The organism is Bradyrhizobium sp. G127 (assembly GCF_021502575.1).
Lineage (GTDB): Bacteria > Pseudomonadota > Alphaproteobacteria > Rhizobiales > Xanthobacteraceae > Afipia.
This window is the reverse complement of record NZ_JAKFGN010000002.1, coordinates 702,275-723,016: the sequence shown is the minus strand read 5'-3', so window position 1 is coordinate 723,016 and position 20,742 is coordinate 702,275. Positions and strand designations below refer to the sequence as shown.

At 60.8% G+C, this 20,742-nt stretch carries 23 protein-coding genes, 3 tRNA genes and 1 riboswitch; of the genes, 15 read left to right on the top strand and 11 right to left on the bottom strand.

What is annotated here, in order from left to right:
* Positions 1-34 precede the first annotated feature (34 nt).
* Positions 35-249: riboswitch (cobalamin riboswitch) on the bottom strand.
* Positions 250-343: 94 nt separating this feature from the next.
* Positions 344-760 (top strand): hypothetical protein, encoded by a 417-nt coding sequence (locus LVY71_RS15450; protein ID WP_502797585.1) that lies wholly within the window; start codon positions 344-346, stop codon positions 758-760.
* Positions 761-799: 39 nt separating this feature from the next.
* Positions 800-1,276, top strand: a complete 477-nt coding sequence (locus tag LVY71_RS15445) for a TspO/MBR family protein (protein ID WP_235100735.1) — start codon at positions 800-802, stop codon at positions 1,274-1,276.
* A 9-nt stretch (positions 1,277-1,285) separates the two neighbouring features.
* On the opposite strand, the gene LVY71_RS15440 is transcribed toward LVY71_RS15445, so the two are convergent.
* The 5 genes from LVY71_RS15440 to LVY71_RS15425 all read right to left on the bottom strand — a co-directional run bounded on the left by LVY71_RS15440 (position 1,286) and on the right by LVY71_RS15425 (position 4,622).
* On the bottom strand, positions 1,286-2,500 hold the full coding sequence (locus tag LVY71_RS15440; RefSeq protein WP_235100734.1) for a serine hydrolase domain-containing protein: 1,215 nt from the start codon (positions 2,498-2,500) through the stop codon (positions 1,286-1,288).
* 414 nt (positions 2,501-2,914) lie between these two features.
* Positions 2,915-3,463, bottom strand: coding sequence for a PRC-barrel domain-containing protein (locus tag LVY71_RS15435; RefSeq protein WP_235100733.1), 549 nt, complete (start codon positions 3,461-3,463; stop codon positions 2,915-2,917).
* 85 nt (positions 3,464-3,548) lie between these two features.
* Positions 3,549-3,758, bottom strand: a complete 210-nt coding sequence (locus LVY71_RS15430) for a hypothetical protein (protein ID WP_235100732.1) — start codon at positions 3,756-3,758, stop codon at positions 3,549-3,551.
* Between the two features lie 156 nt (positions 3,759-3,914).
* A complete protein-coding gene (locus tag LVY71_RS22895) occupies positions 3,915-4,049 on the bottom strand; it encodes a hypothetical protein (protein ID WP_283842536.1) in 135 nt (44 codons plus the stop codon).
* 498 nt (positions 4,050-4,547) lie between these two features.
* A tRNA-Thr gene (locus LVY71_RS15425) sits at positions 4,548-4,622 on the bottom strand.
* A 224-nt stretch (positions 4,623-4,846) separates the two neighbouring features.
* On the opposite strand from LVY71_RS15425, the gene LVY71_RS15420 reads away from it, so the two are divergent.
* Together LVY71_RS15420 and LVY71_RS15415 are read left to right on the top strand one after the other, a co-directional pair.
* The gene (locus LVY71_RS15420; protein ID WP_235100731.1) at positions 4,847-5,317 is read left to right on the top strand and encodes a hypothetical protein; all 471 of its coding nucleotides are present in this window, start codon (positions 4,847-4,849) and stop codon (positions 5,315-5,317) included.
* Between the two features lie 40 nt (positions 5,318-5,357).
* Positions 5,358-5,885, top strand: coding sequence for a hypothetical protein (locus LVY71_RS15415; RefSeq protein WP_235100730.1), 528 nt, complete (start codon positions 5,358-5,360; stop codon positions 5,883-5,885).
* 67 nt (positions 5,886-5,952) lie between these two features.
* On the opposite strand, the gene rlmB is transcribed toward LVY71_RS15415, so the two are convergent.
* Positions 5,953-6,849, bottom strand: a complete 897-nt coding sequence (gene rlmB / locus LVY71_RS15410) for a 23S rRNA (guanosine(2251)-2'-O)-methyltransferase RlmB (protein WP_235100729.1) — start codon at positions 6,847-6,849, stop codon at positions 5,953-5,955.
* 219 nt (positions 6,850-7,068) lie between these two features.
* Here rlmB and LVY71_RS15405 point away from each other — a divergent pair.
* The 3 genes from LVY71_RS15405 (at position 7,069) to LVY71_RS15395 (ending at position 7,843) form a co-directional block, all read left to right on the top strand.
* Positions 7,069-7,154 (top strand) — tRNA-Tyr (locus LVY71_RS15405).
* 129 nt (positions 7,155-7,283) lie between these two features.
* Entirely contained in the window at positions 7,284-7,625 is a 342-nt protein-coding gene (locus LVY71_RS15400; protein ID WP_235100728.1) for a hypothetical protein, read from the top strand.
* Positions 7,622-7,843: a hypothetical protein gene (locus LVY71_RS15395; protein ID WP_235100727.1), complete on the top strand. Its 222-nt coding sequence runs from the start codon at positions 7,622-7,624 to the stop codon at positions 7,841-7,843. Before LVY71_RS15400 ends, LVY71_RS15395 begins: the two co-directional genes overlap by 4 nt.
* A gap of 61 nt (positions 7,844-7,904) precedes the next feature.
* Here LVY71_RS15395 and LVY71_RS15390 read toward each other — a convergent pair whose 3' ends face one another.
* Positions 7,905-8,171, bottom strand: coding sequence for a DUF3551 domain-containing protein (locus LVY71_RS15390; protein WP_235100726.1), 267 nt, complete (start codon positions 8,169-8,171; stop codon positions 7,905-7,907).
* Positions 8,172-8,298: 127 nt separating this feature from the next.
* Here LVY71_RS15390 and LVY71_RS15385 point away from each other — a divergent pair.
* Positions 8,299-8,372 (top strand) — tRNA-Gly (locus LVY71_RS15385).
* 227 nt (positions 8,373-8,599) lie between these two features.
* A complete protein-coding gene (locus tag LVY71_RS15380) occupies positions 8,600-8,821 on the top strand; it encodes a DUF4364 family protein (protein WP_235100725.1) in 222 nt (73 codons plus the stop codon).
* A gap of 40 nt (positions 8,822-8,861) precedes the next feature.
* Here the strand turns inward: LVY71_RS15380 and LVY71_RS15375 are convergent, their stop codons facing one another.
* A complete protein-coding gene (locus LVY71_RS15375) occupies positions 8,862-10,673 on the bottom strand; it encodes a carbamoyltransferase family protein (protein WP_235100724.1) in 1,812 nt (603 codons plus the stop codon).
* A 384-nt stretch (positions 10,674-11,057) separates the two neighbouring features.
* Between LVY71_RS15375 and LVY71_RS15370 the strand changes: the two genes are divergently transcribed.
* Positions 11,058-11,339: a hypothetical protein gene (locus LVY71_RS15370; RefSeq protein WP_235100723.1), complete on the top strand. Its 282-nt coding sequence runs from the start codon at positions 11,058-11,060 to the stop codon at positions 11,337-11,339.
* Between the two features lie 126 nt (positions 11,340-11,465).
* Here LVY71_RS15370 and LVY71_RS15365 read toward each other — a convergent pair whose 3' ends face one another.
* Positions 11,466-12,140, bottom strand: coding sequence for a TetR/AcrR family transcriptional regulator (locus LVY71_RS15365; RefSeq protein WP_235100722.1), 675 nt, complete (start codon positions 12,138-12,140; stop codon positions 11,466-11,468).
* 270 nt (positions 12,141-12,410) lie between these two features.
* Here LVY71_RS15365 and LVY71_RS15360 point away from each other — a divergent pair, with 270 nt between their 5' ends.
* The 5 genes from LVY71_RS15360 (at position 12,411) to LVY71_RS15340 (ending at position 17,187) form a co-directional block, all read left to right on the top strand.
* Complete coding sequence (locus tag LVY71_RS15360) at positions 12,411-13,637, top strand: acyl-CoA dehydrogenase family protein (protein WP_235100721.1); 1,227 nt, start codon at positions 12,411-12,413, stop codon at positions 13,635-13,637.
* 26 nt (positions 13,638-13,663) lie between these two features.
* A complete protein-coding gene (locus LVY71_RS15355; RefSeq protein ID WP_235100720.1) occupies positions 13,664-14,725 on the top strand; it encodes a phosphotransferase family protein in 1,062 nt (353 codons plus the stop codon).
* 70 nt (positions 14,726-14,795) lie between these two features.
* The gene (locus LVY71_RS15350) at positions 14,796-15,581 is read left to right on the top strand and encodes an SDR family NAD(P)-dependent oxidoreductase (protein WP_235100719.1); all 786 of its coding nucleotides are present in this window, start codon (positions 14,796-14,798) and stop codon (positions 15,579-15,581) included.
* Between the two features lie 4 nt (positions 15,582-15,585).
* Entirely contained in the window at positions 15,586-16,323 is a 738-nt protein-coding gene (locus LVY71_RS15345) for a histidine phosphatase family protein (RefSeq protein WP_235100718.1), read from the top strand.
* A gap of 96 nt (positions 16,324-16,419) precedes the next feature.
* The gene (locus tag LVY71_RS15340; protein WP_235100717.1) at positions 16,420-17,187 is read left to right on the top strand and encodes an SDR family NAD(P)-dependent oxidoreductase; all 768 of its coding nucleotides are present in this window, start codon (positions 16,420-16,422) and stop codon (positions 17,185-17,187) included.
* A gap of 141 nt (positions 17,188-17,328) precedes the next feature.
* On the opposite strand, the gene LVY71_RS15335 is transcribed toward LVY71_RS15340, so the two are convergent.
* On the bottom strand, positions 17,329-18,546 hold the full coding sequence (locus tag LVY71_RS15335) for a serine hydrolase domain-containing protein (RefSeq protein ID WP_235100716.1): 1,218 nt from the start codon (positions 18,544-18,546) through the stop codon (positions 17,329-17,331).
* A 210-nt stretch (positions 18,547-18,756) separates the two neighbouring features.
* Entirely contained in the window at positions 18,757-20,718 is a 1,962-nt protein-coding gene (locus LVY71_RS15330) for a methyl-accepting chemotaxis protein (protein ID WP_235100715.1), read from the bottom strand.
* Between the last annotated feature and the right edge of the window lie 24 nt (positions 20,719-20,742).

The following is a 20,742-nucleotide window of genomic DNA, read 5'->3' as shown; positions in this document are numbered from 1 at the left end:
CGGAATGCCGCCCCTTCGCACGCCCCGTGCGACGGAAGGATGACCGGTACAGGCAGGTCTCCTGGCTCGCGGATCGTCGCCGTTGCCCGCCTTCCCATGCTTGGCTGGTCAGCCTTCGCTCAGTGGCATATTGGACAACGGCTCACCGCTGACAGTTGCGGGGGCAGCTTCGGAATAGCCGTGTAAACACGGCGGCACCGAATTCCCTATTGGCCAGCTTACGCTGGCACCTGTGCCGTTGTTCCAATCAAGCGGCGGAGGCTTGCCTTGTCAATGCCGCAATGTCTAAGAAACCAGTGGCACACCCATGGTCACGGACTTCATCCGGATGCGTTGCAAATTGGTGACATATATACGGAGCGCCGCGGTCCTGCTCGCGCTGGGCGTCGGCGGATGCGCCTGGACTGGTGGCAACGACAATCTGTCCTACACCGCGGATCGCGGCATCGATGATCAGAAATATCCTGCGAATTACCGCCCGGAACTGCTAGCCTTCCTGCGCACATATCTGAACGATCCGCGCGGCGTGCGCGAGGCCGTCATCGCCGAGCCTGCGCAGAAGAAAGTCGGCGGGCGCCTGCGTTATGTGGTTTGCCTGCGCTTCAACGCGCGAGGCAGCGGCGGCGCTTATGCCGGCGTGAAGGAGCGTGCCGCGATGTATATCGACGGACGATTCGACCGGATGATTGAAGATGCCGGAGAGTTATGCGAGGGCGCGACTTACGCTGCATTTCCGGAGATGGAAAAGCTGATGCGCTGAATGGCGGCCTGACTGCGAGTGCAGGCTGAGGGAAATGACATGACCTTGAAATCGGCGGGACGCCTTATCCTGTGTCTGCTGCTGTGTGTCGGTATCGGCATTCTCGGATCGATCGTGACGCGACCGGAAATTCCGGTGTGGTATGCCGGGCTGGCCAAGCCATGGTGGACGCCGCCACCGGCGGTCTTTCCGGTCGCCTGGACCATTCTCTATATCTTGATAGCAGTGAGCCTGTGGCGGCTGTGGGATCGCGCAGCGCCGTCCCCTGCGCGTGCATCTGCGATCACATGGTTCATGATTCAGCTTGCGCTGAACGCGGCATGGTCGCCGGTGTTCTTCGGCTGGCACGGCACGCGAACCGCGCTGGTCACTATCATTGCGCTCTTGATCGCCATCGTCATGACAATGATTGCGGCGTCGCGGGCGGACAAACCCGCCGCATGGCTGCTCACGCCATATCTGGCATGGATCGCCTATGCGACCACGCTCAATGCAGGCGTGGTCGCGATGAACTGAACGTTACCCTTACGAGAAGTGTTGCACGATGGCCTCGAAGCCGCGTCGCCATGCGCGATAATTCTCGACTTCGAGCGGAATTGGCTCGGCCGCAACCCGGACGATGACCAGTTCGCTGACCGGATCGATGTAGATCCACTGGCCGTGGATGCCGATGCAGCACAGCGTGCGCCGCTTGCGGTCGATCTGGTAGAACTTGCTGCGATAGGCAGCATCCGGAAACATCTCGGCGAATTCCCCGCGCGCCCATGCCGCCGGATCGCCGTTGTCATTGATGTCGTCGATCCACCAGCCCGGCACCACCTGTCTGCCGTTCGCCACGCCGCGCTGCCGGATCATTTCACCAAAGCGGGCAAGATCGCGCGGCGCGGCGCAGATGCCGCCCGCGGCGCGCATCGCGCCCTCCGCATCGAGCGTGATGTAGGCGTCGGTTTCCGCGCCGAGCGGTGTCCAGAGATAGTCGCTCAGCAGATCGGAGAGGGCCCGGCCTGCGGCGCGTTCGTAAACCCAGCCGAGGAGGTCGGTATTGGTCGAGACGTAATGGAATGCGTGGCCGTGCTCCTTGCCGTCCGGTTTTTGCGTGGCCAGAAACTCGCGCAACTGCATCGCGCTCTGGCCGGGCTTGATGACGTCCCAGCCCACCGCGCGGCGATAGCGCGCGACGTCGCCATCAGGATCGACATAGTCCTCAGTGAACGCGATACCGACCGACATATCGAGCAGGTGACGCACTGAGCAGCCGCCATAGACCGAAGACAAAACCTCGGGGATATAGTCGCTCACCGGACGGTTGGGATTCAGAAGGCCCTTGTCCGCCAGAATTCCGCCGAGCGCGCCGCAGATCGATTTGCTGACCGAGAACACGATGTGCGGGGTCCGCGCATCCATACCGCCGGCGTACCATTCGGCAGCAATGCGCCCGCGCCGGAGCACCACGAAGCCTTGCGTATGGGTGTTGCGAAGCGCGTCACGCAGCGTTGTTGCGCCGCCGCCGATGCCGTTGAAGGCAATGTTGCTGATTTCCGCAGGCGCATTCTCCAGAGGGGCGGGATGTTTCGATGCTGCGATGTTCGCGGTCGGCATCAAACGGCGGACGTTGTGAAAGCTCCAGTCGCTTGAAGGCTGGGTGCGCCAGTTGGCGAGCGTCACCAGCTTGTCCCGCGCGGGCGGGAATTCGGTCATCAGACTTTTTGCAGGACTCTTGGCGGTCGATTTGATTGTCATGGTGATCTCTGACTGAGGAGGGGGCGGCATTGTGCGTTTTAATCGGCGGAAAACAACACTGCGCCGCACAACCGGTCGGGACGGAGGGGGTAGGGAGAGAGAATCGGACTCGAAAAGAGAAAACAGGCAAGGGGATCGGCAAAAAACAATGCGCGAGACTCTTCGGCAGGTCAGCGTTCAAATCATTCCATGAGCAAGATGATTCTCAGACTGGCTCCCACAGAGTACTTCGCCGTCGACACGCTGTTGGTCGTGACGCTGGCGGTCGCTGCTGTGGTGAATGCCTGGTGCCTCAGCGCCTATCTCTGAAGCCTGCAGCTTGGGGCTGTTGCTTTGAGGGTGCAGACGCGCGAACGGCCGAATCGGTAAAAACCGATCCGGCCTTATGCGATTCAAGCCATCGGGCCTGCGTGGTTAGTTGTAATCCGAGTACTTGAACGCAGGCAGCGCCTTCAACTGGTCCTTGGTGCCGCTCATGACGGCGTGGTCGGGATACCAGTTGTCCTTCGTCGCGCTCGCCGAACCGCTACCTGCTGCGCCCGTCGTGGTCGTGGAGGGGGTCGCCGTCGAAGACGGCGACATTCCCGGCGCGGCCGGTGCGCGGTCAGCAGAAGCCGAGCGGATCGGTTCGTTCACCCACTTCAACTTGTCGAAGGACACGGCGATGTCATGCTGGCCGACGCCGAGGAAGCCGCCGACACCGATCACCACGGCATTGATCTTGCCGCTGTTGTCGACAAGAATTTCGCTGATGTCGCCAAGCTTCTCGTTGGACTCGTTATAAACAGCGAGGCCCACGAGTTTCGATGCGCGCCAGTTGCCCTTCAGATTTTGCTGAACGCCCGTCGATGCCGATGCAGCCGGCGGCGACGAAGCCGGTGGTGTGGTGGTGGTCTGCGCAAATGCCGCGCCGCTGACCAGCGCGGTTCCGAGCAAGGCGGTTGCCATGTATTTCGCAATCATTGGATTCTCCTTTCAACAAATCGATTGAAACGGGAGAACCCAAACCGCTTGCTTATGTTCCGGGAACTGACGCTAAACCGCCGCGTCAATTCAGCAAATGAGGCGGCACTGTCGCGGCAGGCAATGGAACCATTCCTGTCTCGATCGCGACCTGCAGGTGATGCAGTTCCGCTTCAAGATATTCGTTCGCCGCAAGAAGCGCCATCAAGGCACCCCGCGTGTCGCCACCGCACTTTGCGATGACATCATCCAGTGCGTTTTCGTAGCGGTCGTCATGGTCCTTGAAATCAGTCATGATCGTCCTCGTCCCCGATGGGCCTGAATCGCCGGTCAACCTGCGTTGGAAACGGTGACGGGACCGTGACCGTTCCGCGACGCAGCAACTTGTCCACGCAATTCACAGGGCTTGTGGGGAGCATTCAATGATCGGCCCGCGCCTTTTCGCGCAGCGCTATTTCGCGACCCGATCCACGGACCAGACGTCGAAGATTCCGAGGTTGTAAAGGAAGGCGAGCACCGCGATCACGCCGATCGCGGCGATCATATATTTGTGGTGCGCACGAAAGCCGCCCGGATATTCGCTCATCGAAAGCTACTCACGCGGAGTTTCGCTACTTTCAAGGGAGCGGGTTTTGTTCGTGAAATCTGCCACGGTCTCGCAAACGGCAGCGAGTGACGGGCCGGGCCGTCGTCTACGGATTTTGTGTCGAGCGTGGTAGCCAGAACGAACATGTTTCCGCAGGAGGTGCAGAAAAAATGATGATCGACCAGATTGGGAGCTCCCGGTTGCATTTCGGATCGGTACCACTTCATCTTGAGATCACACTGTACACATACAGGGGGCTCAAGTTTTTTCAGGGATTTTCTCAGCCGATCTACCATCGCAGGCTCGTCACAACCGTCTCGTGATTCATCAGTTTGACATGCCCAGCGTTTTGCGGCCAACGCGCACGATGAGTAAACAGCACGAACGGAGAGAGAACAAGTGGTCCTGATGTCGACGACGGCAAGACCGCTGCCTCAAGCGGCGTTGACGCCGTTTTCCGGCATCAGACATGGTGGATCGGCCTGAGTATGAGGATTTTGGTGCCGGTTGAGAGGATTGAACTCCCGACCTTCGGTTTACAAAACCGCTGCTCTACCGCTGAGCTAAACCGGCATGGGGCAACAGCTATCAGCGCCGCCGCGCCGCGACAAGACCGGTGAATCCACCAAAATCCGACCACTCATTAACCTTCGGCTTTCCAGAATCTTATTGATATTCCTCGCAATTGAACGAGGGCTGATGTTTACGCGTTAGGCTTACCTGACGATTGGACCGGCCCTTTAACTCCTGCACAGGGACGCTGGATTAGGGTGGGGCCTCATTTGTAGGCGACTCCCATGCGCGTGGCACTGGCATTGGCATTTTCGGTTGCGGCAACGGCGACGGCACTGGCCGACACCGGCCCGCTGATCGTCATTCCCGGAAAGCCCGGCGTTCCCGTCATTATCAACGGCCGCGATGCATCCTATGCGGTCGTCGAAGGCGAATGGGGGCTCGCCAGAAATTTCAAGAATGCCGACCGGGTTTACGGCGGCTGGGACCGCTACACCGTGCCGGAAGTCGGCCATTATTATCCAACCGCCGGACGCACACCGGGCTATGGCCGCCTCGAGATCCAGCCGCCAGCCAATCGCGCGCTGCCGCAGCCGGCGGAGAGCTATCACCAATCCTGGTCGGCTCAATCCGCGCCGCCTGCGCCGCAGCCGCAATACGACATTCCCATGTACCCGACGGTTATCGAAGGCGACCGGCCCCGTCAGCGTCCCCCCAGTTACCGCCCGAACGGCTTTCGTCCGGATCTGAAATAGACACATCACCAAACAAAAAAGCGTCCAACAGGAGAGAGTAATGCGTAAGACGATTGCAGGATTGATTGCAGGAGCGGCCTTCGCCGCCACGATGGCGACGGCGCCCGCACAGGCATGTGTGGTGACGGACCCGTGCGGTGGCTACGGTTACGGCTATCATCATCACTACGGGTACGGTGTCCGTGAACGGCTGCCCGACCCGGCCGGTCCGCAATATTACTGGGTCAATCAGGGCCCGACGTTTACCGGCCCCGGCAATTTCGCTCCGGTGCCCACCTATCAGGAGCGCGCCGTTGTCGGCTCACGCTACTATGGCCGGCCCTATCGCTACGGTTACGACGGCGGACCTTACGGCAACGCCACCAGTCACTATTACGACGGTGCGCCGGGCGTGCAGGGACCGGCGGTCTATAGCTATCGTTTCAGCCGCCGCCACCATCACCACCACCGCATGCATCGCCCGCATCGCAGCGCCCCGAAGTACTACTACACGCAGCGCAGCCACGGGCACTCGATGGCGCATGGGCCGCGCATGAATCGCGCAAAGCCGCATCGTCACATGCACTGATCGTTTGTATGATCTGAATGCACCGCCCGCCTGCATGATGCAGGCGGGCGTTTTGTTTTGTGCCGCGTCAGCCCATGAGCCCAAGGCGGCTTGTGCCGATATAGAGCGCGAGCGCAGCGGCATTCGACACGTTGAGGCTCTTGATCTTGCCGGGCATGTCCATCCGCGCCACGACGCTGCAGGTTTCGCGCGTCAACTGCCGCAGGCCTTTGCCTTCCGCACCGAGCACCAGCGCCAGCGGCGCGTGCAATGGAACGGCGCTGAGATCGTTTTGCCCTTCGCTGTCGAGACCAACCGTAAGGAAGCCCGCTTCGTTCATCTCACCCAGCGCGCGGTGCAGGTTCGCGACTTCGACGATCGGCACGAGTTCAAGCGCGCCGGACGCGGATTTCGCCAGCACGCCCGTTGCTTCCGGACTGTGCCGCGCTGTGGTGACGATCGCCCTGACGCCGAACGCCGCCGCCGAACGCAGGATCGCGCCGACATTGTGCGGATCGGTGATCTGGTCGAGCACAAGCACGATGCCATCCTGCGGCAGTTCATCGAGATGCAGGCCGGGCAGGGGATCGGCTTCGGCGAGCAGGCCCTGATGCACCGCATCTGGCCCGAGCCGGCGGTCGATATCGCCGGGATGCACCAGCTCCGGCGGGACGCGGGTGTCGATCTTCTCGTCCACGAGCCGCCGGGCGACATTCTCGGTCACGAACAACTTGCGGAACCGGCGTTGCGGATTGGCCAGGGCCATCGTGACGCTGTGCCAGCCATACAGGATGACCGGGCCATCGCCCTTTCCATGCCCCTTGCCGCCTCCCCTGGCCTCGCGATCGCGCCAGGCGGGGCGGCCACCCTGCGGTTTTCCTGGGTGCTTCCCCGGCTGCTCCCCGTGGCGCTCCCGGTCCCGGTCGCCGCCGCGTCCACCCGTTTTGGGGCCTTTGAAACGTGATTTCCGGTCTCGATCGCTCATGCGGCCTTGTCCCACGGGGCTGGAATAATGGCAATTTTCGGCTTCGGACCGGACAGCAAGGTCCTGTCATATTCGTCAGCGCCTTGGTTGACTTTACCCCGCTGCTTCGCCCATAAACGCGCCGACCGGGCGCCCGTCTACGGGCACGCTTTTTACCGTCATCCATGGCCGTTCAGCCACCCCTGCTTGGGTGGATGAGGGTGTCCGATGACGTCGAGCGGGGGAGTGTCCCGAGTGGCAAAGGGAGCTGACTGTAAATCAGCCGCCGTATGGCTTCGAAGGTTCGAGTCCTTCTTCCCCCACCAATCTGAAAACGCCCGGGAAACTCCGGTTTCCCGGGCGTTTTTCATGCCCGTCGGCTTGTGCCGGGTATTTTATTTCATATATGCGATATATGCGATTTCCCGAGCGCTTTGCGCTGGTGTGAGGTGCCGATGCCCCGACCCGAGCTTTACCCCATCAAGAAAGTGATCGGTTTCAATCAGAACATGATTGATGCCGTCGATAAGTGGCGCGCAAAGCAGAAGCCCATACCGACGGTGTCGGATGCGATCCGGCGTCTCCTGGAGCTGGGGCTTGCAGGGGCGAAGGTCCCGCGTCCTCGTCCACAGCCAACGTCCTCGAGCGCGTCCGAGCTCGCGGGCAGGCAACTCGACAAACTTTCGGACAAGTCGGTGCCGGCGGAAGAGCAGGCAAACCGCAAGCGCCGGTTGCTGAAGGGGCCCGAAGAATTCCGCGAACATCGCATCGACCGCAAGAAGGCAAAACCATTATGACGGACCGATTGGAGACGCTTCAAAAGGCTCGCGCCCGGATGATCGAAGATCGCGATGGCTACGCAAAGGTTCTTGCCGCGCCGTTCGATCGTGACAAGGCCGAGCGCTCCCGGATCCGATTCGTCGAAACTCAATCGCTCATCGATGCGTTGGATCGTGCCATTGCAGGCGAGAAAACCGGCGAGAGCGGCCCGCCAGTCGCCGCAGCGGGCTTCTAATGCTTGGCGTAACAAGCGCCACTCACTGGAAATGTGAGCGGCGCTGAATTGCGGAAGCTAGTTAATGGTACCGATGGTGGCGGCGAACCTTGCGGGGCCTGACCACAGGCTGGTTGCCGGCGAAGGCATAGAACGGATTGAGTTGGCAATAGGCGCGGCGGCCGGATGCGCTCGCCGTGCACTGGGCATAGGTGCTGTAGTAGCAGGTGCCGGGGCCGGCCTCGAAGGCTTCGACCAGGCAGTAACGATAGGGGGCGGCTTCCGCCGACCCGGTGCCGAGGACGGCCATCCCAGTCATAGCCAGTACCGCCAAAAGTACGTTGCGCATGAAATCCTCCCGGTTGGACAATGTTTACAGCGAAAACCTGTTCTCTGGAATATGGTTCCGGCTGGCGCCACCACCAAATCAATCGTGGTTGAGGCCGCTGGATGGCCATGCTAGTGCTCGCCGCGCCGCGGGTGTAGCTCAATGGTAGAGCAGCAGCCTTCCAAGCTGAATACGAGGGTTCGATTCCCTTCACCCGCTCCAAGCCCCTCATAAAAGCCGCCAGATGGTCCGCGATTGCGGGCCGCTAGCGATTCGGCATGGCACCGGTCTTCGCCAGCCCGGTTAGTCGGCGCTGGGGCGGTGCGTGCGATCCTGGGATGCGGCAGGCCAAAGCAAGCCGATGCCATTCCCAAAATGTCTGCAATTTTACCCATTGGGAACGGAACCGCCCGCCCGGCGCTTGTCCTATTTCCGTAAGGGAGAGATGCATGCCGGGCACGGACCTCGCCGATGGTGATATTTCTCTTCTTTGTGACATAGCAGGCGGTCTCAGCGGGCCGCTGGAGTCGTCGAAGCTCGACCGCGTCATTGTCCTGATCGCAACCGGCCTTATTCGCCGCGAGTCCACCGGGGACGGCAGCAGGCTGAGGTTGACCGAGAAGGGACAGGAATTGCTTGCTGAACGCGGCGTCGGCATCCACGAAGCCTGAGCGAGAAATGATGTCTGGGCAGCAGGACATCGGCGCCGCGTTACGCCGTCTTCATGTTCGACACCACCATCGTGGCGACATCGGTGTAGGTATTCACGAGCGGTCCCACGATGGCGTGCATGGCGTTCTTCGAGACAAGCGTGTCGTGCAGGATCAGATGATCGACGCCGGTGGTAAGAAAGCAGATCACAGCGTGGCGCGGCGTTTCGACGATCGGCTCGCCCTTCACATTGAATGACGTGTTGATGAGCACCGGCACGCCGGTGATGGCGTCGAATTCCCTGAGCAGCCGGTAAAGCATCGGATTGGTATCTTCCCGCACGGTCTGTACGCGCGCCGTGCCATCGACGTGAACGATGGCGGGAATCTTGTCGCGCCATTCCGGACGGACATTCTTGGCGATCAGCATGAAGGGCGAGTCTTCCTCACCTTCGAACACGTCCTTCGCGCGCTCGTAAAGAACGATCGGGGCGAACGGGCGGAACGGCTGGCGATGTTTCACCCGGCTGTTGAGGATGTCCTTCATCTCGGGCTTGCGCGGATCTGCGATCAGGCTGCGGTTGCCGAGCGCGCGCGGTCCGAATTCGGAGCGGTCCTGAAACCAGCCGATCACCTTCTGGTCGGCCAGAAGTTTCGCGGTCTCCTTGGCGATGTCGCTGCTTTTCGTCTGCGTGGTCTGGATGCGAACCAGGGATTTGCCGAGCGCTTTGGCAATATCCACGTCGGAATAGCGGCGGCCGATATAGGAGTGCATCATCTCGAAGGAGCGGGGCTGTTTCAGAATTTCATGCCAGCCATAGTAGGCGCAGCCGATGGCGATGCCGTCGTCGCCGGCGGCCGGTTGAATCCAGACGTTCGGAAAGCTGCCCTCGCGCGCAATGCGTCCGTTGGCGACGCAGTTCAGCGCGACGCCTCCGGCGATGCAGAGATTCTTTGCGCCTGTGGTTTCCCGCAGCCATGCAGTCCGCGCCAGCAGCACCTTCTCGGTGTCGTCCTGAACGCGCCACGCCACATCCTCCCAGTGTTTCATGGAAGGGCTGCTTTCCCATTTCTGATCTGGGTCCGCCACGTAAGGCTTGTTGAGTTCGGCGGTCCAGCGCGGAACGGTGAGTTTGTTGTTCTCGATCCGCATCAACGGCTTGACGTTGCCGTGCCGTCCGTAAGGCGCAAGCCCCATCAACTCGCCGCACTTGTTCCAGTCGCCGAAGACGTAGGTCGAGGCGCGGCTGTAGAGCGCCCCAAGACCCGGCATGTTGTAGAACTCGTCGCTCAGGAAGCCGCGATCGGGCTCCATCCAGACTTTCTTCAGGCATTCGAGTTTTGTGCCGGAAAACTTGTAATAGCTCTCCGATTCGCGCGCCAGCGGTGTCGCTGCGTCCGACTCGGGAAAGGGTTCGTTGACATCGGACCGATAGCTGCCGACGCCATCGACGATCATGATGACGCCGTCCTCATAGGGGGAAACGGCGAACGCGCTGTAAGCATGCGCAAGGTGGTGGGAGATCGTCACGACCTTGTCGGAATTCGACCGAAACCAGGGATGCGCCTTTGCGTCCGCCCGCTCATAGTCTGGCAGGAAGCCCGGCAGGTCCTGATACATCAGCCGCTCTTCCATTTCCGGAACGGGCAGGATGTAGCAATTGCGAACCACCAGATCGACATCGTCCAGCGCGATGCCTTCGGCATCCAGACAATAGTCGATGACTTCCTTGTAAAAGCCGCTGGCATGCTTGTCGCGGGTGATGCGTTCTTTTGCGATCGCGTAGGCGATCTCGCCATCCCGCAAGAGGCACGCACTTACGTCGTGGTCATAGGTGTTGAGGCCGAGGACGTAAGTATGTTTTTTAGGCATTGACCGACTTTCGAGAGCGAGCACGTTACGCATTTAGTGATGAAAATCGCCTGAAAGGTTCATGAACATCTCGCAGATGCGAACGCATGCAGGGTTCATTTGGCATTCATCATTCGGCCAGCATAGTGTGCAGCAGTATGAACACACAATGATGGGCGTTTTCGGGAACTCAAGGGACCCGCTATCATTGTGCTTCCTCCGGCGGTTGCTTGACCGGTGAGGGGACTTGCCCCTAGTCTGGAATTGGATGACTCGCGTGATATTCCGTTCTTTGGATTATCGATTTGAGAAAGAGCCTGAACGGGACGCAGGCCTGACACGACAAATGCAAAGAGGTGCTAAGGCGCTTCTCTGAACTGGAGGTTCTTTCATATGGCCCATAACATGACACGTTCGAACTTCTTCAAGCGCGGCCTGGCGGCATTGGCTTTGGTGCTGATCTATTCGGTCAGTCTCATCGGTTCGTCCCTGCTGGTATCGGCAGCGACGTCGACGACGGCGGAAGCCCGTGGCCGGGGTCGGGGTGGAGGACGTGGCGGCGGACGTGGCCGGGGGCGCGGACGCGGCTATGGTCGCGGTCGGGGTTACGGCTATGGCTTTGTCGCCCCGGTTGTGCGTGGCTGTTACTGGAGCCCGCGCTGGGGCCGGACGATCTGCCCGTATTGATCGGCTGATGGCTCGCGCATAAGGCGAGTACATAAAATAATAAAAAGAGGCGCGGCGGTTTCCGTCGCGCCTCTTGCTTTTTTTTGAAGGCGATCAGCGCATCGCGTATGCGGCGCAGGAGATATCTCAGGATTTCCGGGAGCCTGCTGCACGCACGCCGATGGGTGTGGCCGCGCTGGCGCCCCCCGTCAGAGCGTCTTTGGCGACAGCCACGATGCGCCGGATGATGTCATCGGTGTTGTTGAGATCGCACAATCCTCCAGACAGTTTCTTCAGCCGCTCGCTATCGGTGATGGTTTGCCGGATCATCGCCAGCGCGAAATGCAGGCCCCAATAGATATCTACTTCATCGCGATGGGGCATGGCCAAGCGCAGCGCAGTCGCAAACCGCTGGAGATGGCGGAATTCACGATCAACGATCTTCTTGATCGGTGGCACCGTTTCAACCGATGCCCGCGTCATGAAGCGGGCAGCCGCCGAGCGTTGAAGATCGGGGCTGAGACACCAGCGCAGCGGGGGGCCCACCAGGGCGAGCAGGATCGCGTCGACGCTCGGCCGTCCGCCGCCTTCCAACTCCGCGGCCTTCAGTTCGGCAAATCGCTCACGGTTGAGCACCGTGGTGCGGCTGATGAACAGGTCCGCCAGCAATTCGTCCTTCGAGCCGAAATGGTAGTTCACCGCCGCGAGATTGACACCGGCGGCGGCAACGATATCGCGCATTGTGACTTCGCCGAAGCTGCGCTCCGCCCACAGCACCTCGGCGGCGGTGAGGATGGCGGTTTTTGTCTGATCGCTCGACATCGAAGCCATGCAAAAAGTGAGAGGGGCCTGTAAAGGCGGGATTTATTCCACGCTGCGAAACAAAATCATACATTTGTTTGAGCGGCAGTCCGATGGCGTCTTGCCATTCAAACAAATGTATGAAATCAACCTAGCAGCAAGATTGCCGCGCGGCAAGGCGCTCACCGCTGACGAGACAATGTCAACAATGCTGACGTTGATTGTCGGGTGGACAGCTGGTTGCGAGTGTTGCAAGACGATTTTCAATTAACAACAAGAGAGGACAGTCCCATGGATTTCACGATGTCTCAGCGCCAGACCGAATGGCGTAACCGCGTTATCTCGTTCATGGACAAGCATGTCCGCCCGGCCGCTCCGATCTACAAGGAGCAGGACGCCAAGGGAGATCGCTGGAAAGTCATTCCGATTCTTGAAGATTTGAAGAAGAAGGCGCGGGCCGAGGGTCTCTGGAACATGTTCATGCCGCCGAACGAGCATGAAGACGATGAGTTCCGTGGCGCCGGTCTGAGCAATCTTGAATATGCGCTGCTCGCCGAACAGATGGGTCACTTCTATTGGGCCTCCGAGGTGTTCAACTGCTCAGCACCCGATACGGGCAACATGGAAGTGTTCATGCGGTACGGCACCAAGGAGCAGAAGCGCCAGTGGCTGAAGCCGCTGATGAACGGTGAAATCCGCTCCGCGTTCCTGATGACCGAACCGGCAGTGGCGTCGTCCGACGCGACCAACATCGAAACCAGCATCAAGCGTGATGGTGATCATTATGTCATCAACGGCCGCAAGTGGTGGTCGTCCGGTGCCGGCGATCCGCGCTGCAAGATTACTATTCTGATGGGCAAGACCGATCCGACCGCCGCCCGCCATCAGCAGCAGTCGCAGATCCTGGTGCCGCTCGACACGCCCGGTGTCAAGATCGAGAAGATGCTGCCGGTGTTTGGCTTCGACGACGCGCCGCACGGCCATGCGCAAATCCTGCTTGAGAACGTCCGCGTGCCTGCGAGCAACATCCTGCTCGGCGAAGGTCGCGGATTCGAGATCGCGCAGGGCCGCCTTGGTCCCGGCCGCATCCATCACTGCATGCGTACTATCGGCGCAGCCGAGGAGGCGCTCGAAAAGATGGTGAAGCGGCTGTCGTCGCGCACGGCATTCGGCAAGAAAATCATCGAGCAATCGGTGTGGGAACAGCGCATCGGCGAAGCGCGCACCAACATCGAGATGACCCGTCTGCTCTGCCTGAAAGCGGCGGATATGATGGACAAGGTCGGCAACAAGGCCGCGCAAACCGAAATTGCCATGATCAAGGTCGCCGCTCCGAACATTGCGCTCAAAATCATCGACGACGCGATCCAGGCCTTCGGTGCCGCGGGCGTATCCGACGAGGCCGGTCTCGCGAAGTCCTATGCGGGCATCCGCACGCTGCGTCTGGCGGACGGACCTGACGAGGTTCACAACCGGGCCATTGCACGGCTTGAGCTTCGGAAGTATTCCAATCAATAACTGAAATAATAAGATTGGGAGACAATATGGGTCTCGGTGTGAGGGACGACGCTGACTTCTCCGGCACCATGCCGGTGGAGGAGCGCCATCGTGTCGATGAAGCGAAGCTGGCCGACTGGATGGCTTCGCATGTCGAAGACTATGCGGGGCCATTGAAGGTCACGCAGTTCAAGGGCGGTCAGTCGAACCCGACATACCGCCTCGACACGCCCAAGACCTCCTACGTGATGCGGCGTAAGCCGTTCGGCAAACTTCTGCCGTCGGCTCACGCCGTGGATCGCGAGTTCAAGGTGATCGCGGCCCTGCATGCGCAGGGTTTTCCGGTGGCGCGCGCCTATGCGCTCTGCATGGACGATGCCGTGATCGGCGCGGCCTTCTACATCATGTCGATGGAAGAGGGGCGCGTGTTCTGGAATCCGACGCTGCCGAATCTCGCACCTGCGGAGCGGCACGCGGTCTTTACTTCCAAGATCGAAACGCTGGCGAAGCTGCACAGCTACAATCCGGAAAAAATCGGCCTTGGCGATTTCGGCAAGCCGGGAAATTATTTCGCGCGCCAGGTCGATCGCTGGACCAAGCAGTACGTTGCTTCCGAAACCGATCCGATTCCGGAAATGAACAAGCTGATGGAGTGGCTGCCGAAGACGGTTCCGCAGCAGCAGCGCGTGTCTGTCGTGCACGGCGACTATCGTCTCGATAACATGATTTTCTATGCCGACAAGCCGCAGGTAAAGGCGGTGCTCGACTGGGAATTGTCGACGCTGGGCGATCCGATGGCCGACTTCACCTATCTCCTGATGCAATGGGTGATGCCGGGTCTCGACGGCGCCGACTTCAAGGCGCTCAACATCCCGACCATGGAAGAAGCCGAGCAGATCTACTGCAAGGCTTCGGGAATTTCGTCGATTCCCGATCTCAACTGGTACTTCTCCTACAACCTGTTCCGGCTCGCCGGCATCGTGCAGGGCATCGCCAAGCGCATCGTCGATGGCACCGCCGCCAACGCCAAGGCGGCAGAATCCGCGGCGCGCCGCATTCCGCTGGCGCAGGCGTCATGGCACTACGCGCAGAAGGCGGGTGCGAGCTAAACATCAATAGTCAAACGATGTGACGGTGCGCTCCGCGCCCGTCGCTTCATCAGAAACGCTGGAGAACGTCATGGGTCGCCTTGAGGGCAAGTCCGTCATCATCACGGGTGCGGGCAGCGGCATCGGCCGCGCCGCATCGCTGCTGTTCACCAAGGAAGGCGCCAGGCTGATCGCGGTCGACAAGACCGACGGGGTCGAGGAAACCGTCGATCAGGTCCGCAAGGCCGGCGGCACCGCCGAAGCCGTGATCGCGGATGCCGGTTCGGAAAGTGATGTGAAGTCGTATATCGCGAAGGCGATCTCGGCCTACGGCAAGCTCGATGCAATCTGGGCCAACGCCGGTATCGGCGGCGGTTTGATTCCGATTGCCGAACAGACGCCCGAGCACTGGCACGAAGTCCTGCGCGTCAACCTGATCGGACCGTTCCTCGCAGTGAAGCATTCGATTCCGCATATGGTGAAGCAAGGCCATGGCGCGATCGTCTGCACCGCGTCGGTCGCGGGTCTCAAGGCCAATGCCAGCGGCCATCCTTATGCAGCGAGCAAGGCGGGTGTCATCAGCCTGGTGCAGACCACAGCGTATTCTCTTTCGGGTACCAATGTTCGCATCAATGCCGTTTGCCCCGGGTTGATCGAGACCGGCATGACCAAGCCGATTTTCGACAACGCGAAAGAGCGCGGCACCGAAGGAAAGATCGGCCAGCTCAATCCGCTGAAGCGGCCGGGCCAGCCGCACGAACTCGCGGCGATGGGCCTGTTCCTCGCCAGCGACGAAGCATCCTATGTCAATGGGCAGGCATTCCCGGTCGACGGCGGTCTCACCGCGTCGATGCCATACGCCGGCAAGCCGATCTGACATCATGTCGAACGCGCCCGCCAAACCATTTGTCGCACAGCACGCCGTTCCGGCGGGTGTGACATCGACGCGATGGTGGTGGGTGCGGCACGCACCGGTGCGGGAGGACGGTGGCAATATCTACGGCCAGTATGACATCGGCTGCGACACCAGCGATACCGTTGTCTTTAAAGGCGTCGCGAAATTCCTGCCCAGAGATGCGGTTTGGTTTTCGAGCAACCTCAAACGCACGCATCAGACCGCCGCCGCGATCTGGGCGGCGGGTCTGCCGAAGCCGGACCGGATGCATCAAGACAAGGCCTTCGCGGAGCAGGATCTCGGCGAGTGGCAGGGCATGAACCGAGCGGCGTTCTTTGCGGCGCGCCCAGCGTCGATTGCGAGCTACTGGTTCGCGCCTGCGCATGAACGCGCGCCGGGCGGTGAGAGCTTCAACGACCTGTTCGACCGCACTGTGGCAGGTATCCAGCGTATCAATGCTGCGCATGCGGGCAAAGACATCGTCTGCGTGTCGCATGGCGGGCCGATCAAGGCTGCGATCGCGCACGCGCTGGGGCTTGAAGCCGGTGCGGGATTCGCCTTCACCATCGATAATTGCTCCGTGACGCGGCTTGATCATCTTGCGAGCGACAGCCATAGCGGCTGGCGCGTACCGATGATCAACCAGCAGCCATGGATCGCGAGCCACAGCCACGACGCCATGCATCAACCGGCCGGGCCGGAAATCACCAACAAGCTCGGATAGGGCATGACCCCGAAAAGTGGGTACCGGTTTTCGGAATAGGTCATGCCCAATTAGTAACGCAAGCGGCGATGCCGCAGACCTCAGGGAGAGAAGCGCATGACCTTGTTCGACATGACCGGAAAATCGGCCGTCATCACCGGCTCGACCAAAGGCATCGGCCGCGCCATCGCCGAGCGCATGGTGGAGCATGGCGCGAAAGTCGTGATTTCGTCGCGCAAGCAGGATCAGTGCGATCAGGTGGCAAAAGAGATCAACGACAAGTTCGGTAAGGGCAAGGCCATCGCCGTCGCCGCGAATATTTCCAGCAAGGAAAACCTGCAGAACCTTATCGACGAGGCCAACAAGGCTTTCGGCAAGATCGACGTGCTGGTCTGCAACGCGGCATCGAACCCGTATTACGGGCCCCTCGCAGGAATCTCGGACGACCAGTTCACGAAGATCCTGGGCAACAACATCGTCTCGAACAATTGGCTCATCAGCATGGTGGTGCCGCAGATGATCGAGCGCAAGGACGGCTCGATCATTATCGTGTCGTCGATCGGCGGCCTGAAAGGATCGACCATTCTCGGTGCGTATGCGATTTCGAAGGCGGCCGACATGCAGCTTGCGCGTAATCTTGCCTGCGAATATGGCCCGCACAATGTGCGCGTGAACTGCATCGCACCGGGCCTGATCAAGACCGATTTCGCCAAGGCATTGTGGGACAATCCCGAGAATCTCAAGGCGTCCACCGCGCGTTCGCCGCTGCTGCGTATCGGCATTCCGGACGAAATCGCGGGTGCCGCGGTGTTTATGGGCTCGGCCGCAGGCAACTTCATGACCGGGCAGACGGTCGTGATCGACGGTGGCGCGACGATTAGCTGAGGAGTTCGTCATCCTGAGGTGCGAGCCGCGCTTTTGCGGCTAGCTTCGAGGGATGACTAGTTTGCTGCAAGACGGTTTCGCCATCGTCCTTCGAGGCTGAGGGCTATGCCCTTCGCACCTCAGGATGACGGCGAGCAGTTCTTATTCCACCGCCGCATACACAAGGCTGCGCACCAGCGTGCGGAAGTATTCACGCTGGCCCGGTCCCTGCGACAGGAAGATCGCGAACAGGTCTTCCTTCGGATCGATCCAGAAGAACGTCCCCGCCACGCCGCTCCAGAAGAACTGGCCGACTGAACCCGCATACGGCGCGAGACCTTCGTCGGTGCGGACGGCAAAACCGAGGCCGAAGCCGTGGCCCGGCGGCAGCAGGTGCGATTCAACCTTCACATGCGGCGCGAGATGGTTCGACGCTATGAATGTCAGCGTAGTGCGGCCGATGATGCGCGTGCCGTCGAGTGCGCCGCCGCCGAGCAGCATCTGGCAGAAGCGCGCGTAATCCATCGCGCTCGAAACCAGTCCGCCGCCACCGGATTCCATTTTCGGAATTTCCAGCGGATTGAACAGCGAAACCTTGTCGCCGGTCCACGGATCGGTCGGGAAGGGCTGGGCAATGCGCGACGCGTTGCCTTGCGCCGTGTGGAAGCCCGTCTCATTCATCTGCAAGGGAGCAAGAATGCGCTCGCCTAGGAACGCACTGAGCGTCTTGCCGGAGACGACCTCGATGACGCGGCCGAGAATATCGGTGGAACGGCTGTAGTTCCACTCCGCGCCCGGCTGGCACATCAGCGGCATGCTGGCGATCAGCTTGGCATGTTCCTCGTTGGTGATGTCGCGGCTGAAGGTCTTGGCCTTCGCATACATCCGCTGCACCATGCCATTGCCGGTGATCTCGTAAGAGATACCCGATGTGTGGCGAAGCAGATCCTGAATCGTGATCGGCCGCACCGGCAGCGCGAATTCAAGCTGGCCGTTGCGCTCAATGCCGACTTTCTGGTTGGCAAATTCGGGAATGTATTTGGAGAGTGGGTCGTTCAGCAGAAGGTGGCCGTCCTCGACCAGCATCATAATGCCGAGCGAGACGATAGGCTTGGTCATCGAGAAAATGCGGAAGAGGCTGTTCGTCGCCATCGGCGCGCCGTCAGCCGGGTTTTGGCTTCCCTGTGCCTCGAACCAGCCGACCTGGCCCCGCCGCGCTACCATCGACACCACGCCCGGCGTCGTGCCCTTGTCGATCTCGCGCTGATAGGCGTCGCGCATCCGCTGCAATCGAAGCGCCGACAGGCCGATCGCTTCTGGCTTGGCGGTGGGAAGGGAAGGTGTCGCCTTGGCGGCGGATGGCGTGGCGTGGACGTTCATGGGGCCTCCGGAGTTTCTTGATGTTGTTGCCGGAACGGCCGCGCCGCCGCCGACATTGCGGGCGCAGAGTGGCGCAGAATGGCAGGCTTGAACAGGGGATTTCGGGCAATGCTGTCAGCGTTCTGCTTGCGTATAAGCGCCTTGCCCTCATGAAAAAAGCCGCTCTACCAAGGTGGAGCGGCTTCACATCATCGCGAGGAATAACCCGGCTCAGGCGGCGCGCACCTCGCGGAGGAAGGCTTCAACCTGGGTCTTCAGCGTTTCGCCGTTTTTCGAAAGTTCGGCGGCGGAGGCAACGACCTGATCGGCAGCCATGCCGGTTTCCCGGGCGGCGTCGCGGACACCGACGATGTTGGCGGAAACTTCGCCGGTGCCTTTGGCGGCCTGCGAGACATTATGTGCGATCTCGCGGGTCGCCGCGCCTTGCTCTTCCACGGCGGATGCGATCGCACTTGCGATCTCGTTGACCTTGCCGATGGTGCGGGTGATTCCGTCGATGGCATCGACCGAGGTCCGCGTCGCCGACTGGATCGCGCCGACTTGCGCCGAAATCTCGTCGGTGGCCTTCGAGGTCTGGCTTGCCAGCGCCTTCACTTCGGAGGCTACGACCGCAAACCCGCGTCCGGCTTCGCCGGCGCGGGCCGCTTCGATGGTCGCATTGAGCGCGAGCAGGTTAGTTTGCTCGGCGATCTCGCTGATCAATTTCACCACGTCGCCGATTTTCTGCGCCGCCATCGCAAGACCCTGAACTTCCGCATTGGTCTCGTTGGCTTGCTGGGCGGCCTGACCCGCGACCTGCGCGGATTCATTGACCTGCTGGGCGATCTCGTTGATCGAGGCATTGAGTTCTTCGATAGCGGCGGCCACGGCTTGCGCGTTTTGCGAAGCCTCTTCCGAGGCATCAGCGACGGTTGTCGTCTGCTGCGTCGCTTCCTCGGCAGTCCGTGCCATGGTTTCTGCGGTGCTGCGCAACTCGGTCGATGCCGAGCCTACGGCGTTCACGACGCTGCCGACGCCGGTCTCGAATCGCGCCGCCAAAGCCAGCACGGTGCTGCGGCGTTCATTCTCCGCAGCGACACGCTGTTCCTCTTGCGCCGCGCGCAGCCGGTCGGTTTCGACAAGGCCGTCCTTGAACACTTCCACGGCGCGCGCCATCGAGCCGATCTCATCGCGGCGGGTTGCGCCAGGCACCACGACATCGTGCTTGCCGGACGTGATCGCGCGCATCGCGCCTTCAAGCAGGAGAATTGGCTTGGCCATGCTGCGGCCGAGCCACGCCGCGATCAGACCCGCGATCAGCACGGCGGCAATCGCGCCGGCTGCGAGCCACTTGGCGGAGTTGTACGCAAGCTCCTGATATGCCTTGGTGTTGCGCACGATCTCGACCACCGCGACGGGTTGGCCGGAAAAATTCTTGATCGGACCAAAGGTGACGGCGGTCGGCTGGCCGTCGGTCGAATTCGTCAGCACGATCGATTCGCCTGCCAGCGCGCGTTTGAGAATAGCGGGGGACGCAGTCGCGCCCTTGATGGTCGACGCCAGGGTCTGGATCTTGTCGTCGTTGATCTGGTGGATCGCGACATCGACGCCGAAGCGGGATTTCATCGAATTGACGAAGGTTTCACCGAACGGCGCGCCAACGTCGACGGTGCCGAGCACGGTGTCGCCGTCGAGGATCGGGGTTGCGCCGAAGATGTTGAGAACGTCGCGACCGGCTTCGACTCCGCCGATTGGCTTCTTCGTTGCGAACGACTGCACGATCATCTTGCGCCGAGCCGTGACGTCGTCGCCGAAGGCTTTCGGATTGTGGACGCGGAAGAGGGCAATGCCTGGCGGTATCTGGATGGTGATTAACTCGATTCCGAGCGGCTTGATGTCATTCAGCGTCTTTCCGAGCAGCGAGTTGATTCCGGCCCGGTCCTGCGCGCGGATCAGAGGCTTGAGCTCGGGCATGGTCGCCACCGCATTCGCCACCGCCTGCACGGCGCGCGTATCGGAATCCATGGCGCCGATCATGTTTGCGTAGTCGGATTGCAGTTCGCGATGGAGGGCCAGATCTACCGCCGTTTGCTGCTGCCACAGGCCGAACGCAGCGAGGCCGGCGCAGGACGCCGCGGCCACCAGCGAGATAGCGATCATGATCCGGACGGAAATAGATTGTAGCTTGCGCATTCTGCCCCCAAAAATTCTGAACTG